10 protein-coding genes are annotated in these 13903 nt (G+C 69.5%); 6 read left to right on the top strand and 4 right to left on the bottom strand.

Annotated elements, in window-relative coordinates; translation table 11 throughout:
* Positions 1-3 precede the first annotated feature (3 nt).
* The gene (locus K7G19_RS18190; RefSeq protein ID WP_149317729.1) at positions 4-603 is read right to left on the bottom strand and encodes a TRAP transporter small permease subunit; all 600 of its coding nucleotides are present in this window, start codon (positions 601-603) and stop codon (positions 4-6) included.
* A gap of 335 nt (positions 604-938) precedes the next feature.
* Positions 939-2348, bottom strand: coding sequence for an argininosuccinate lyase (gene argH / locus K7G19_RS18185; protein ID WP_226108448.1), 1410 nt, complete (start codon positions 2346-2348; stop codon positions 939-941).
* Between the two features lie 285 nt (positions 2349-2633).
* Here argH and K7G19_RS18180 point away from each other — a divergent pair, with 285 nt between their 5' ends.
* Positions 2634-2984, top strand: a complete 351-nt coding sequence (locus K7G19_RS18180; RefSeq protein ID WP_150084390.1) for a type II toxin-antitoxin system RelE/ParE family toxin — start codon at positions 2634-2636, stop codon at positions 2982-2984.
* Complete coding sequence (locus K7G19_RS18175) at positions 2965-3282, top strand: DNA-binding protein (protein ID WP_149317732.1); 318 nt, start codon at positions 2965-2967, stop codon at positions 3280-3282. Before K7G19_RS18180 ends, K7G19_RS18175 begins: the two co-directional genes overlap by 20 nt.
* Before the next feature lie 44 nt (positions 3283-3326).
* Here the strand turns inward: K7G19_RS18175 and ppc are convergent, their stop codons facing one another.
* Positions 3327-6407 carry a phosphoenolpyruvate carboxylase gene (gene ppc / locus K7G19_RS18170; RefSeq protein WP_226108446.1) on the bottom strand — a complete coding sequence of 1027 codons (3081 nt, stop codon included), beginning with the start codon at positions 6405-6407 and terminating at the stop codon, positions 3327-3329.
* 162 nt (positions 6408-6569) lie between these two features.
* Between ppc and hemC the strand changes: the two genes are divergently transcribed.
* From hemC to K7G19_RS18155, 3 genes are read left to right on the top strand one after another with little or no spacing between them, the layout of a single operon-like run.
* Positions 6570-7595 carry a hydroxymethylbilane synthase gene (gene hemC, locus K7G19_RS18165; protein ID WP_226108445.1) on the top strand — a complete coding sequence of 342 codons (1026 nt, stop codon included), beginning with the start codon at positions 6570-6572 and terminating at the stop codon, positions 7593-7595.
* Positions 7596-7604: 9 nt separating this feature from the next.
* Positions 7605-9953 carry a fused uroporphyrinogen-III synthase HemD/membrane protein HemX gene (gene hemDX / locus K7G19_RS18160; RefSeq protein WP_226108444.1) on the top strand — a complete coding sequence of 783 codons (2349 nt, stop codon included), beginning with the start codon at positions 7605-7607 and terminating at the stop codon, positions 9951-9953.
* A 3-nt stretch (positions 9954-9956) separates the two neighbouring features.
* Positions 9957-11147 (top strand): heme biosynthesis protein HemY, encoded by a 1191-nt coding sequence (locus tag K7G19_RS18155; RefSeq protein ID WP_149317736.1) that lies wholly within the window; start codon positions 9957-9959, stop codon positions 11145-11147.
* A gap of 214 nt (positions 11148-11361) precedes the next feature.
* Here K7G19_RS18155 and K7G19_RS18150 read toward each other — a convergent pair whose 3' ends face one another.
* On the bottom strand, positions 11362-12927 hold the full coding sequence (locus K7G19_RS18150) for a deoxyribodipyrimidine photo-lyase (protein WP_226108443.1): 1566 nt from the start codon (positions 12925-12927) through the stop codon (positions 11362-11364).
* Positions 12928-13069: 142 nt separating this feature from the next.
* On the opposite strand from K7G19_RS18150, the gene K7G19_RS18145 reads away from it, so the two are divergent.
* A complete protein-coding gene (locus tag K7G19_RS18145; protein WP_226108442.1) occupies positions 13070-13810 on the top strand; it encodes a 16S rRNA pseudouridine(516) synthase in 741 nt (246 codons plus the stop codon).
* Positions 13811-13903: the final 93 nt, after the last annotated feature.

Below are 13903 nucleotides of genomic sequence, written 5' to 3'. Positions count from 1 at the left end.
CGCTTACGGGGTTGCCGGGGGACCGGAGCGGCCGCCATCGGCCAGCGCGGCGGCGTTTTCCGCGGGGCTGTGGCCGTGCTTGCGGAAGGCTTCGAACGGCAGTTCCCCCCTCAGGTAGGCAAAGCGCTTGATCAGCTCGGACAGGCCCTGCAGGATCAGCAGGAAGAAGCCGGCGACGATCAGGAACTTGGCCGGCCAGCGGATCAGGCCGCCGGCATTGCCCGACATTTCATGGCCGACGAAGGACAGCCAGAAGTAGGGGATCGACAGCCACAGGATGATCAGCGAGATCGGCAGCAGGAACAGCAGGATGCCGAAGATGTCGATCCAGACCTGGGTCCGCTCGGAGAAGCGTCCGGCGACCACGTCGATGCGCACATGCTCGTCCTTGCGCAGGGCGTACGGCGCGCCGAGCAGGAACACGGCGGCGAACATGTACCACTGCATTTCGAGCCAGGCGTTGGAGCTGATGCTGAAGGTGTAGCGAATGATGGCGTTGCCCGCGCAGACCAGTACGGCCAGCAGGATCAGCCATTTCGCCCACCTCCCGATGACATCGTTCACGGCGTCGATAAGCCGTGAGATCCTCATGAGGAGAGACATGTGAACGTCCTAGGGATGGGGAAAAACCGGGGTGGCGCGTCAGTTTACGGTTGAACCCCACGGCAAATCGCTAGGGTTAATCCCCAATTCGTCACTTTGTCTGCGTGGTTGTCTGCGTAGTCCGCACCGGAAGAGGGCGGGTGGAGGGAGAGGCGGGGAGAGGCGGGAGAGGGAGATTCCCCACCAAGGTGGGGAGCGTCCCCGCGGGAAACGGGGACGCCATGGTGCGCGGCGGACCGGCAGCCGATCCGCAAATCAGCAAATCAGCAAATCGTCAGCTCAGCGGATCAACAGGTCTGCGAATCGGCAGATCCGCCGATCAGCCAAGTCATCGATCAGCCGGCCTTGCGCGCGGCCGCGATCGCGGCGCGCACCTGGTCCGGCGCGGTGCCGCCGATATGGTTGCGGGCGGCGACCGAGCCTTCCAGGGTCAGCACGCCGTGGACATCGTCGCCGATCAGGGCGGCCTTGTCGCCCAGGCCGGTGGCCTCGCGCAGCTCCGCCACGGTCAGGTCGGCCAGATCGCACTGGCGCGCGTCGCAGGCGCGCACGGCGTGGGCGACCGCCTCGTGCGCGTCACGGAAGGGCAGGCCCTTCTTGACCAGGTAGTCGGCCAGGTCGGTCGCGGTCGCATAGCCCTGCAGCGCGGCGGCGCGCATCGCCTCCGGCTTGACCGTGATGCCCGGCACCATGTCCGCGAAGATGCGCAGCGTGTCGACCACGGTATCGACCGTGTCGAACAGCGGCTCCTTGTCTTCCTGGTTGTCCTTGTTGTACGCCAGCGGCTGGCCCTTCATCAGCGTCAGCAGGCCGATCAGGTGGCCGTTGACGCGCCCCGTCTTGCCGCGCGCCAGCTCGGGCACGTCCGGGTTCTTCTTCTGCGGCATGATCGAGCTGCCGGTGCAGAAGCGGTCGGCGATATCGATGAAGCCGACGCGCGGGCTCATCCACAGCACCAGCTCTTCCGAGAAGCGCGACACGTGCGTCATCACCAGCGCCGAGGCCGCGCAGAATTCGATGGCGAAGTCCCGGTCCGACACGGCGTCCAGCGAATTGCGGCAGACGCCGTCGAAGCCCAGCTGCTGGGCGACGAATTCACGGTCGATCGGATAGCTGGTGCCGGCCAGCGCGGCCGCGCCCAGCGGCAGGCGGTTGACGCGCTTGCGGGCGTCCTGCATCCGCTCGGCATCGCGCGTGAACATCTCGACGTAGGCCAGCAGATGGTGGCCGAAGGTCACCGGCTGCGCGACCTGCAGGTGCGTGAAGCCCGGCAGGATCGTGTCGGCGTGCTGCTCGGCCAGATCGAGCAGCGCGTGGCGCAGGTCGCCCAGCAGGCCGACGATGTTGTCGATCTCGCTGCGCAGCCACAGGCGGATGTCGGTGGCCACCTGGTCGTTGCGCGAGCGGCCGGTATGCAGCCGCTTGCCGGCATCGCCGACCAGCGCGGTCAGCCGCGCCTCGATATTCAGGTGAACGTCTTCCAGGTCCAGCTTCCATTCGAAGCTGCCGGCCTCGATTTCGCCGCGGATCTGCGCCATGCCGCGCTCGATCTCGGCGCGGTCGGCGTCGCTGATGATGCCCTGCCGGGCCAGCATCGCCGCATGCGCCAGCGAGCCCTGGATATCGAACAGCCCGAGGCGCTTGTCGAAGAACACCGAAGCGGTGTAGCGCTTCACCAGGTCGGACATCGGTTCGGAGAAGCGGGCGGACCAGGCTTCGCCTTTCTTGGCAAGTTGGGAGGTCATGGCGGTAGGGAACTGGACAGTGCCCACGCACCGAGGCGTGCCGGGCAACGGAAAGGAGGATAGGAAAAGCGGCAATTATATCGTTGCCGGGCACCGTTGACGGACGGGAACACTTTCACCGTGCCGCCGAGCCTACGCTCGAGCGTCCATTCCAACGCGGCAGCACGCCGCCACCGAAGGCCCAGCCGCCGAGACATGGCGACCACGACATGCGGCCGCAACGAGACGTAAGGCGTCCCTTTCCCTCCGAAAATTCGGTTGACCCCAATTCGTCTTTAAACGAAAATGACCCGCTACTTGATCGAACACTATGTCACGGCCGACGGACAGCGGGATCTCTTCATGGAGTGGCTGAGCCGCTTGCGCGACCGCGAGGCCAAAGTCGCGGTGATTCGTCGCGTGGCTCGCATGGAGCAAGCCAATTTTGGCGACTACAGGTACTGCCGCGAAGGGGTGTGCGAGCTGCGCATCGACGTGGGGCCCGGTTATCGGGTGTACTACGCGTTGCACGGACAGCGCGTCGTGGTGCTGCTATGCGGGGGCGACAAGCGCACTCAGCAGGGCGATATCGATCGAGCGGTATCTTATTGGCAAGACTGGCAACAACGAGGCGACGATGAGAAGCAGACCGCATGACGAGGCGATGGCCGAGCTGTACCGCAGCGATCCGGCGCTCGCGCTCGATGTCATCAACGGCATTCTCGAACATGGCGACCAAGGCGAATTGCTGACGGTGCTGCGGCAACTGGCGCAGGCGTTCGGCGGCGTGCAGGCGGTAGCGGAGCAGGCCGACCTCAATCCCACCCAGCTTTACCGCACGCTCTCGCCAAAGGGAAACCCGGCGCTGAGCAGCCTGACTGCCATCCTGAAGGCGATGGGATTGTGCCTGGCGGTGCGGCCGCTGAATTCATCCGCGCCGCGTCACGTGGCTTGACGGCAGCGCTGGAGGGCAGCGGGCTACCCTCCAGCCCCCGCCCCTCAACCCGTATTGCGCAGCCCCGCCGCAATCCCGTTGATGGTCAGATGGATGCCGCGCCGCACGCGCACGTCGTCGCCGTCCTTGCCGGCCCGGTAGCGCTTGAGCAGTTCCACCTGCAGGTGGTTCAGCGGGTCCAGGTAGGCGAAGCGGTTCTTGATCGAGCGGGCCAGCAGCGGGTTGTCCGCCAGCCGCTCGTGCTTGCCGGTGACCAGTCCCAGCATCTCGCCGGTCAGATGCCACTCGGTGCTGATCCGGTTGAACACGGCCTTGCGCAGCGCCGCGTCTTCGCACAGCTGGGCGTAGCGCGAGGCAACCGCCAGGTCTGTCTTGGCCAGCACCATGTCCATGTTGGACAGCAGCGTCGAGAAGAACGGCCACGTCTTGACCATGCGTCGCAGCGTCGCCACCAACGCCTTGCGGGCCTTGTCGTCACCGGCCTCGTCGAGCAGCGCGCGCACGGCGCTGCCGAAGCCGAACCAGCCCGGCAGCAGCAGGCGGCACTGGCCCCACGAGAAGCCCCAGGGAATCGCCCGCAGATCCTCGATGCGGCGGTTCTTCTTGTCCATCAGCTTGCGCGAGGCCGGGCGCGAACCCAGGTTCAGATCGGCGATCTCGGTGATCGGCGTGGTCGCGAAGAAATAGTCCTTGAAGCCCGGCGTCTCGTAGACCAGGTCCCGGTAGGCGACGAAGGCGCGGTCCGACAGCTTCTGCATGATGCTCTCGAACGCCGCCAGGTCTTTCGGCGCGTTCGCCGTCGGCAGCAGCGACGCCTCCAGCGTGGCGGCGATCACCGTTTCCAGGTTGCGGCGCCCGATCTCGGCGTTGGCGAACTTGCTGTTGATGATCTCGCCCTGCTCGGTCAGCCGGATCTGGCCGTTCACCGTGCCCGGCGGCTGCGACAGGATGGCCTGGTAGGTCGGACCGCCGCCGCGTCCGACCGTGCCGCCGCGGCCGTGGAACAGCCGCAGCTTGATCTTGCGCTGCGCGAACAGCTGCACCAGCGCCAGTTCCGCCTTGTACAGCTCCCAGTTCGAGGTCAGGAAGCCGCCGTCCTTGTTCGAATCCGAATAGCCGAGCATCACCTCCTGCTCGCCGCCCTGGTTCGCCAGCACCGCGGCGAAGCCGGGCAGATCGAGCAGCGCCTGCATGATGCCGCTGGCGTTGCGCAAGTCCTCGATGGTCTCGAACAGCGGAATCACCATCAGCTCCATGCGCGCCGGATCGCTCGTGCTGCCCAGCGTGCCGCGCAGCATGCCGGTCTCCTTCTGCAGCAGCATGACCTCGACCAGGTCCGACAGCGTCTCGGTGTGCGAGATGATGTAGTTGCGCGCCACGCGGGCGCCGTAGCGGGCGCGCAGCTCGCGGGCCGCCGTCAGCACGCGCAGCTCGCTGCGGGTTTGCTCCGAATAGGTATGCCAGGGCAGCGTCAGCAGCCGCGGCTGGCGCAGCTCGGCCAGCAGCAGCTCGAGCTTGCGCTCCTCCGGCAGCGCGGCGTAGTCCGCCTCGACGCCCGCGGCCGCGAACAGCTCGGCGATCACGGCCTCGTGCACGTCGGACACCTGGCGCATGTCGATCGACGCCAGATGGAAGCCGAACACGCCGATCGCGCGGTGCAGCGCATCGATGCGGGCACGCGCCAGCGCCTCGCCGTGGTGCTCGCGCAGCGAATCGATGACGACTTCGATGTCGGCGGCGAAGGCCTCCGCGCTGGCGTAGGGCTCGGCGTCGGCGACCGGATGGCGCGGCGCCGCGCGGCCGGTCAGCGCATGGCAGGTCGCGGCCAGCCGCGCGTAGATGCCGATCAGCGCCCGCCGGTACGGCTCGTCGGCGCGGTGCTCGGAGCGGTCGGGCGAGGCCTCGGCCAGCGCCAGCAGCGCGGGGCTGGCCTCGACCATCAGCGTGGACATCGACAGCTCGGCGCCCAGCGCGTGGACCTCGTCCAGATACCACTCGAGGATCAGCAGCGCCTGCTGGCAGGCCGCGTGCTCCAGCGTGTCGGCGGTGACGTTGGGATTGCCGTCGCGATCGCCGCCGATCCACGAGCCCATCTGGAAGAAGGGCGGCAGCGGGCCGGGCTCGGTCCTGGCGCGGCGCGAGGCCGGGTAGACCGCGGCGATGTCCTCCTCCAGCTCGGTCATCAGCTGCGGAATGCCGCGCAGGAACGTCGTGCGGTAGTACGACAGCGCGTTTTCGATCTCGTCGACCACCATCAGCCGGGTATTGCGCAGCATCCGGGTCTGCCACAGCGTGGTGACCTTGGCGCGCAACTGCGCAGTGTTGTGCGCCAGTTCGCGCGCGGTCATCGGCAGGTCGCGCTCGGCCAGCAGGCGGGCGATCTCGCGCTCGGCGTCCAGGATGCTCTTGCGCTGGACCTCGGTCGGGTGCGCGGTCAGCACCGGCACGATCAGCGCTTCATCGAAGAACTTGCGCAGCTGCTTGCCGGTGACCCCGGCGGCGTCGATCGCCTGCAGCGCGCGGGCCATGCTGCCCGGCTGCGGCGGCGAGCCGGCCAGCGCATGGACGCGCCGGCGGCGGTTGTGGTGCTGGTCTTCGGCGATATTGGCCAGATGCGAGAAGTAGCTGAAGGCGCGCACCACCTGGTTGGTCTGGTCGCGCGACAGCCGCTTGAGCAGGCGGTCCAGTTCCGCAGCAGCGGCGCGGTCGTTCTCGCGGCGGAAGCGCACCGCGGTCTGGCGGATGGTTTCCACGACCTGGAAGGCTGCCTCGCCTTCCTGCTCGCGCAGCACGTCGCCGAGCAGGCGGCCCAGGAAGCGGATGTCCTCGCGCAGCGGCAGGTCCTTGTCGCTGGCCGCCTTGCGTGCCGGTGCGGCCGGCACCACTTCGAGGTGGGAGGCCGGTTTTGCGGCGGCGCGGCGGGCCGTTCGAGCCGAAGGCGCGGAAGGGGCCGAACGGGCGGTGGAGGGTGCCGCCTGGGCCGATTCCCCGTTCTCGGCGTTGTCGGGCGAAGCGCCGGGCGTCCCGGGCTCGGCCGGCCGATTCGGCTCGTTCCCGGCGGTTTCCGATCGGCCTCGGACAGCGCGGATCCGGCGGCCGGCCGGGCGCGCAGCTGGCTGCGTCATGCAATCTCCTCTGCGTTTGGTTCTGATGTGGCTGGTGTTTCCGATCGTTCCGATCGCCTGCCGGACCCGCTGTTGCCCCGGCTCTTCGGCCTTCGGGCGCCACGCCGCCAGCGTCCGGGGCGGCGGCCGGAGCGGCAGGGGGTGCGTGCTACCATTCGCGGCATGCAAGCTTCCGTCCCTTCCGCATCCTCATCCGCCGCGCCGGGCAGGCTCGTGATCGCGTCACGCGAAAGCCGACTGGCCATGTGGCAGGCCGAATATGTGCGTGCTGCGTTGCAACAATACTATCCCGCGTGCGATGTGTCCATTCTGGGTATGACTACCCGGGGCGACCAGATCCTGGACCGAAGCCTCTCCAAGGTCGGCGGCAAGGGCCTGTTCGTCAAGGAGCTGGAAGTGGCGATGGCCGAGGGCCGGGCCGACCTGGCGGTGCATTCGCTGAAGGACGTGCCGATGGAGCTGCCCGAGGGCTTCGCGCTGGCCGCCGTGATGGAGCGTGAAGATCCGCGCGATGCGCTGGTGTCGACGCGCTTCGCCTCGCTCCACGAGATGCCGCCCGGCACCGTGGTCGGCACCTCGAGCCTGCGCCGCGAGGCCGCGCTGCGCAGCCGCTATCCGCATCTGGTGGTACGGCCGCTGCGCGGCAATCTCGATACCCGGCTGGCCAAGCTCGATCGCGGAGACTACGGCGCGATCATCCTGGCCGCGGCCGGCCTGAAGCGTCTGGGCCTGGCCGATCGCATCCGCGCGCTGCTGGACCCGGCGACGTCGCTGCCGGCGGCCGGGCAGGGCGCGCTCGGCATCGAGATCCGCTCGGATCGGCCCGAGCTGGCCGCCTGGCTGGCACCGCTCAATCATGTTCCCACCGCGCTGGCGGTCGGCGCCGAACGCGCGGTATCGCGCCGGCTCGGCGGCTCCTGCCAGGTGCCGCTGGCCGCCCATGCTTATTGGAATAGCAGCGGGGATGGCAGCCGGGATGGCAGCCGCCTCCAACTGGACGCCTTCGTCGCCACGCCCGACGGCTCCCGCAGCGTGCATGCGCAGCGCGCGGCCGAAGTCGGCAGCGCCGCCGATGCCGAAGCGCTGGGCAACGCCGTCGCCGACGCGCTGCTGGCCCAGGGCGCCGATGCGCTGCTGGCCGTCGCGCTGCGGAACGACGGCGCGCCGGCGGGCCCCGGCGGCCACTGAGGGGAAGCGATGCCCCGCCCGACCGTCGTTGTCACACGACCCGCCGGGCAGTCCCGGCAACTGACCGAGGCGCTGCAGGCCGCGGGTCTGGACGTACTGAGCTTTCCGCTGCTGGCGATCGGGCCCGCGGCCGATGACGGCCCGCTGCGCGCGGCGCTGGCGCGGCTGCCGGAGTTCGCGCTGGTCGTGTTCGTCAGCCCCAACGCGATTGCCTATGCGCTCGATGCGCTCGCGCTGGCGCAGGGCGGCGCCGCGGCCTGGCCGGAATCGGTGCCGGTCGCGGTGGTCGGGCCCGCCAGCGTGGCGGCGCTTGCAGAGCGCGGCATCGCCGCGCCGCGCCACCGCGTGATCTCGCCGGCCGGCGCCGATGGCGCCGCAGCCGACATCGATCCTGCCGAGGCGCGTTTCGATTCCGAGGCGCTGTGGGCGCAGCTCGACGTGCCGGCGCTGGCCGGCCGCGAGGTGCTGATCGTCCGCGGCAACGGCGGCCGCGACTGGCTCGGCGACAAGCTGCGCGAGGCCGGTGCCACCGTGCTGGCGGTCGAGGCCTATCGACGCACGATGCCCGTGCCGGGCTCGATGCAATGGCAGGCCGTGCGTGACGGCCTGAAGCCGGGCGCGGCGCCGCAGGCGTGGCTGCTGACCAGTTCCGAAGCCGTGCGCAACCTCGACCAGCTGGTGCGCGACAACCTGTCGCCGCAGGAAGACGCCGCGCTGCGCGAGGTGCAGTGCATTGCCCCGCATGCGAGAATTGCCGAGCAGGCGGCGGCCCTGGGCTTCACGCGCGTGCTGCTGGCCGCGCCGGGGGACGAGGGCCTGCGGGCGGCCTGCCTGCGTTGGGCGGAGCCGTATCGGAGTCAATTGCAGGCGACGGCGCAATCGGCTTCACAGCCGGCGTCGCAATCGGCGTCGCAACCGGCGTCGCAACCGGCGTCGCAACCGGCGTCGCAACCGGCGTCGGAATTGGCGTCGCCCGCGGTATCGCAACCTGTGCCGCCATCGATGTCGCCGTCGGTCTCGCAGTCGGAGCCTGGCCCGACTGCCGCGCCCGTCCCCGCGGCCGCTTCGACCGCGCCGGCTCCGGCGCCGGGACCCGCAACGCATCGGCAGGCGCCATCGCTCGCCGCATCGGCGGCACCGGCGAGCCCGCCCGCCGCGCCGCCCCCAATCCCGCCCACCGAATCACCGCAATCCACGTCAACGAAGGTCGATCGCGTGACGCAACAGCAAACCTCCACCGCTTCCTCCTCTTCTCCACCGGCCGGCATGCCGCCCGGCCCGACGCCCGCTGGCGCCTCGCCCGGCGAGCGGCCCGCTTCACGGGGCCGCGGCGCCCTGGCCTGGCTGCTGCTGGCGATCTTCGTGCTGGTCGCCGGCGGCGCGTTCTGGTGGCTGCAGCAACGGGTCGACCGGCTGACCGAGGAACTGGCGCGCCGCCAGCAGAACAACGACGCGCTGGTACAGGAGTCTCGCGTGCTGACCCGCGAGGCGCAGACCACCGTCAAGGAAATGCAGGCGAAGGTCGGCGCGCTGGAGGCCCAGGTCGGCGAGACCCGCGACAAGCAGGCCACGCTCGAGCAGGTCTACCAGGACCTGATGCGCAACCGCGACGACTGGGAGATCGCCGAGATCCAGCAGCTGCTGACCAACGCCGGCCAGCAACTGCAACTGACCGGCAACGTGCAGGTCGCGCTGTCGGCGCTGCAGAGCGCCGACGTTCGCCTGGCCCGCTCCGACAAGCCCGAATACAACCAGCTGCGCCGGGCGATCGCGCGCGACATCGGCCGGCTCAAGGCGATGCCCGACACCGACCTGACCGGCGCCGCCATCAAGCTCGACGAAGCCATCAACCAGATCGACGCCTTGCCGCTGCTGTCGAGCGAACGGATGCTCGAACGCAGCGAAGGCACGCCGCGCGGCACGGCGGCCGCGTCCCAGCCCGGCGCGGCCTCGGCCGTTGCCGCAGGCAATGGCGACGGCACCGGCAATCGCGTGACGCAGTGGTTCGCCGGCGTCTGGGGTACCGTGCGCGACGAGCTGATGCGCGTGATCCGCGTGCGCCGGGTCGACGATACCGAGGCGCTGCTGCTGACCGGCGACCAGGGCTGGTTCCTGCGCGAGAACGTCAAGCTGCGGCTGCTCAACGCGCGGCTCGCGCTGCTGTCGCGCAATGAGCAGGTGTTCCGCAACGATCTGGCCGCGGCGCACGGCATGATCGAACGCTATTTCGATACCAAGAGCCGCCGCGTGCAGGCCGTGCAGACCCTGCTGAAGCAGGCGCAGGCCGGCGCGGTGGCCGTGCAGCTGCCGACGATGTCCGACAGCCTCGGCGCGCTGCGTTCCCTGAAGAAGGAGTAGCGCATGCGACTTCTATTCTGGGTGGCGATCCTGTTTGGCGGCGCCGTCGGGCTGGCGCTGTTCACGCAGTTCAATCAAAGCAATGTGGTGCTGTTCTACCCGCCGTATCGGGTCGAGCTGTCGCTCAATCTGGCGCTGGCGCTGCTGTTGCTGCTGTTCTTCATAGCCTGGACCGTGCTGTCGGCGATCCGGCATCTGTCCGAGATGCCCCGGCGCGCCGCGGCCTATCGCGAGCGCAACCGCATGCTGAAGGCCCAGGCCGCGTTGCGCGAGGCGATCGAGAACCTGTTCGCCGGCCGCTTCGCCCGCGCCGAGCGCACCGCGCGCGAGGCCCAGGTCTGGCCCGAGCAGGCGCAGACCGCGGCGCTGATCGGCGCCCGCGCCGCGCACCAGATGCAGGAGGCCGATCGGCGCGACGGCTGGCTGGCCCAGGTCACCGCACCCGAGCGCGAGCAGGCCCGGCTGGTGTCGCTGGCCGAGATGCTGGTCGACGCGCGCGATGCCGATGGCGCGCTGGAAACCATCGCCCAGCTGCAGGCGCAGGGCGGGCGGCAGATCCATGTGCAACGGATCGCGCTGCGTGCGCATCAGCATCTGAAGAACTGGAGCGAGGTGCTGCGGCTCGCGCGTTCGCTGGAGAAGCGCAACGCGCTGCATCCGGTGCTGGCACTGCGTCTGAAGCAGCTGGCCTGCGAGGCCATGCTGGAGGAACGCCGCCACGACGCCGACGCGTTGCAGGACTTCTGGCGTTCGCTGTCGAACGACGAGCGCCGCGCCGCCCGCATCGCCGAGCCGGCCGCGCGCTATTTCTCGGCGCTGGGCCGCCAGCAGGAAGCGCGCCGGATCGTCGAGGACGCGTTGAAGGTCAACTGGGACAGCCGGCTGGTACTGCGCTACGCCGACTGCGCCGAGCCCGGCCAGGCGCTGCCGCAGATCCAGCAGGCCGAGAAATGGCTGGCCCAGCATCCGAACGATGCCGAGCTGCATTTCACGCTGGGCGTGCTTTGCCTGGGCGAACAGCTGTGGGGCAAGGCGCAGTCCAATTTCGAGCGCGCGCTGAAGTACGCCACCAGCGAGGAACAGCGCCGCCTGCGCGTGCGCGCGCATCTGGCGCTGGCGCGGCTGTTCGAGCAGACCGAACGGCCGGAGGACGCGCAGCGGCATTATCGGGAAAGCGCGCTGCTGGCGGCGTAACGCTTGCTGGTGGTGTGACACCGCGGGTGGTGTAACACCGCTGGTGGTGTGGCACTGCTGGTGGCGTACCCCAGCCTGAGGGCGTAACACGCCTTGGGGCCTGACACGGCTGAGGAGTAACAGGGCTGGTCGCGTCACGCGAATACCCGGGCAGCCGTGGTTTGCTCCCTCTCCCGCGCGCGTGAGCGGGGCCGGGGAGAGCGCAAGGTGGCTGCTATCCCGATCGCTCGCTCGCGGCCGCTGCCGCGGGCGCTCCCACTCCCGCCTTCACCACCGCATACCGCTCCAGCGTTTCCTGCCGCGCCAGGTCGTGCTGCACGACCGGGCGCGGATAGTCCTTCCCCAGCGTGATTCCCGCCGCCGCCAGCACCGCTTCCGGCGCGGTCCACGGCGCGTGCAGATATTTGTCCGGCAGCGCGGCCAGCTGCGGCAGATAGCGCCGGATGAAAGCGCCCTCCGGGTCGAACTTGCGCGACTGCGTAACGGGATTGAAGATCCGGAACCACGGCTGCGCATCGCATCCCGTCGATGCGGCCCATTGCCAGCCGCCATTGTTTGCCGCGAAGTCGTAGTCGTTCAGCAGGTCGGCGAACACCGCTTCGCCGCGGCGCCAGTCGATGCCCAGATCCTTGACCAGGAAGCTGGCGCTGACCATGCGCAGGCGGTTGTGCATATAGCCGCTCTGGCGCAGCTGAAGCATCGCCGCATCGATCAGCGGATAGCCGGTCCGCGCCTCGCGCCATGCGGCGAAGTACTGCTCCGCAACGGGCCCGGTGCGCCAGCGGATCGCGTCATAGGCGGCGTGGTACGAGCGGCCATCGGCCAGGTCCGGCCGGTGGTGCAGCACCATGAAATAGAAATCGCGCCAGATCAGTTCCGACAGCCAAGTCGCCGCGCCGTTGGCGTCGGCACCGCCCTGCAGCATGGCCGCATGCGCCGCGCGCGCCAGCGTGCGGATCGAGATGGTGCCGAAGCGCAGATGCACCGACAGATAGCTGGGCCCGCGCACGGCGGGGAAATCGCGCCGGCGCGCATAGTCGCCCAGCCGGTCGAGGAAGGCATCGAACAGCGCGTGCGCGCCCGGACTGCCCGGCGCGAGCGGCACTGCCTCCGGCTCGGCCGGGGCGAAGCCGAGCGCGTCCAGTGTCGGCAGCGGCCGGTCGTGCGCCGCGGGCAGCGGCGCCAGCGCAGGCAGATAGGGCGCGACCGGGTAGGGCCGCAGATCGAAGGGCTGCAACGCCTTCAGCCATGCGTTCTTGTACGGCGTGAAGACCGAAAAGGGCTTGCCCTGGCCGTTCAGGATCTCGTCGCGCTCGAATACGACCTGATCCTTGAAGCTGAAATAGACGCGCGCATCGGCCGCCAGTGCGTTCGCCACGGCGCGGTCGCGGTCGATGGCCGCGGGCTCGTAGTCATGGTTGGCGAAGACGGCCTGCGCGCCGAGTTCGCGGGCGAGCGCGGGGATCGCCGTGCGGGCCGCGGCGTGCAGCACGATCAGGCCGCCGCCGGCCTTGCGCAAGGCGGCGTCCAGCGGGGCCAGCGAGGCGAGGATGAAGGCCACGCGACGATCGCTGGCCTTGCCGCGCGCCAAGCTGCGCGCCAGCAGCGGGTCGAGGATTTCCCGATCGAATACGAACACGCACCACACCTGGCGGGCATGCTTGAGGGCATAATGCAGCGCCGCGTGGTCGTCCACGCGCAGGTCGCGGCGAAACCAGACCAGCGCGCGGGCGAACGAACGGCCGACGCGGTACGGTTCGCGATGGGGGGATGGGTTCAAGCTCGATTCTCCGTGAGCACCGCGCCGCCGGTCGCGCGATCGTTTACCGTAGCATGACCCCCTGCGCCATTCCCCTGCAACGCGCCGCTTCGCCCCTGACCGCCCTGACTCCCTTCACTCCCTCACTCCCTCCTTACCGCCGATGAACGCGAAGACCGCCAAACCGCCCAAGACCACGCCGCTCGACCGCATCCTGCAATCGCAGGGCTTCGGCACGCGCCGCTATTGCGGGGATCTGGTGGCGGCCGGCATGGTCGAGGTCGAGGGCGAGCTGTGCGAGGACCCGCGCGCCGAATTCGTGCTCGAAGGGCTGCGGCTGACCGTCGATGGCGAGGACTGGGTCTGCCACGACAAGGCCTATCTGATGCTGCACAAGCCGACCGGATACGAATGCTCGCAGCGGCCGCTGCATCATCCCAGCGTCTACACGCTGCTGCCGGTGCCGCTGCGCGAGCGCGGCGTGCAGGCGGTCGGCCGGCTCGACCAGGACACCACCGGGCTGCTGCTGCTCAGTGACGACGGCCAGTTCATCCACGCGCAGACCTCGCCCAAGCGCAAGGTGCCCAAGATCTACGAGGTGACGACGGCCGAGCCGGTCACCGAGGCCCAGGCCGCGGCGCTGCGCGAAGGCGTGCAATTGGAGGACGAACCGGCCCCGATTGCCGCGCTGGCCTGCGAGATCGTCGGCGAACGCGCGCTGCGGCTGACGCTGGCCGAAGGCAAGTATCATCAGGTCAAGCGGATGGTCGCCGCGGCCGGCAACCATGTCGCCGCGCTGCACCGCAGCCGCATCGGCGGACTGGCGCTGGACCCGGCGCTGGCGCCCGGCGAATGGCGCTGGCTGACGCCGGCGGATCTGGCCGAACTGGCGCGCAAGGACTGAGGCGGGGGCCAACCGCGGCCGCGATGCTGCGGCGCAACGGCTGTGGGGCGGCGCGCACCGTCCAGCTCCCTGCGCGGGCCCGGACGAGGGAAT

The organism is Cupriavidus sp. DB3, from assembly GCF_020418465.1.
GTDB lineage: Bacteria > Pseudomonadota > Gammaproteobacteria > Burkholderiales > Burkholderiaceae > Cupriavidus > Cupriavidus cauae.
Note: the sequence above shows the minus strand (reverse complement) of the source record. Positions and strands in the feature narration are given on the sequence as shown.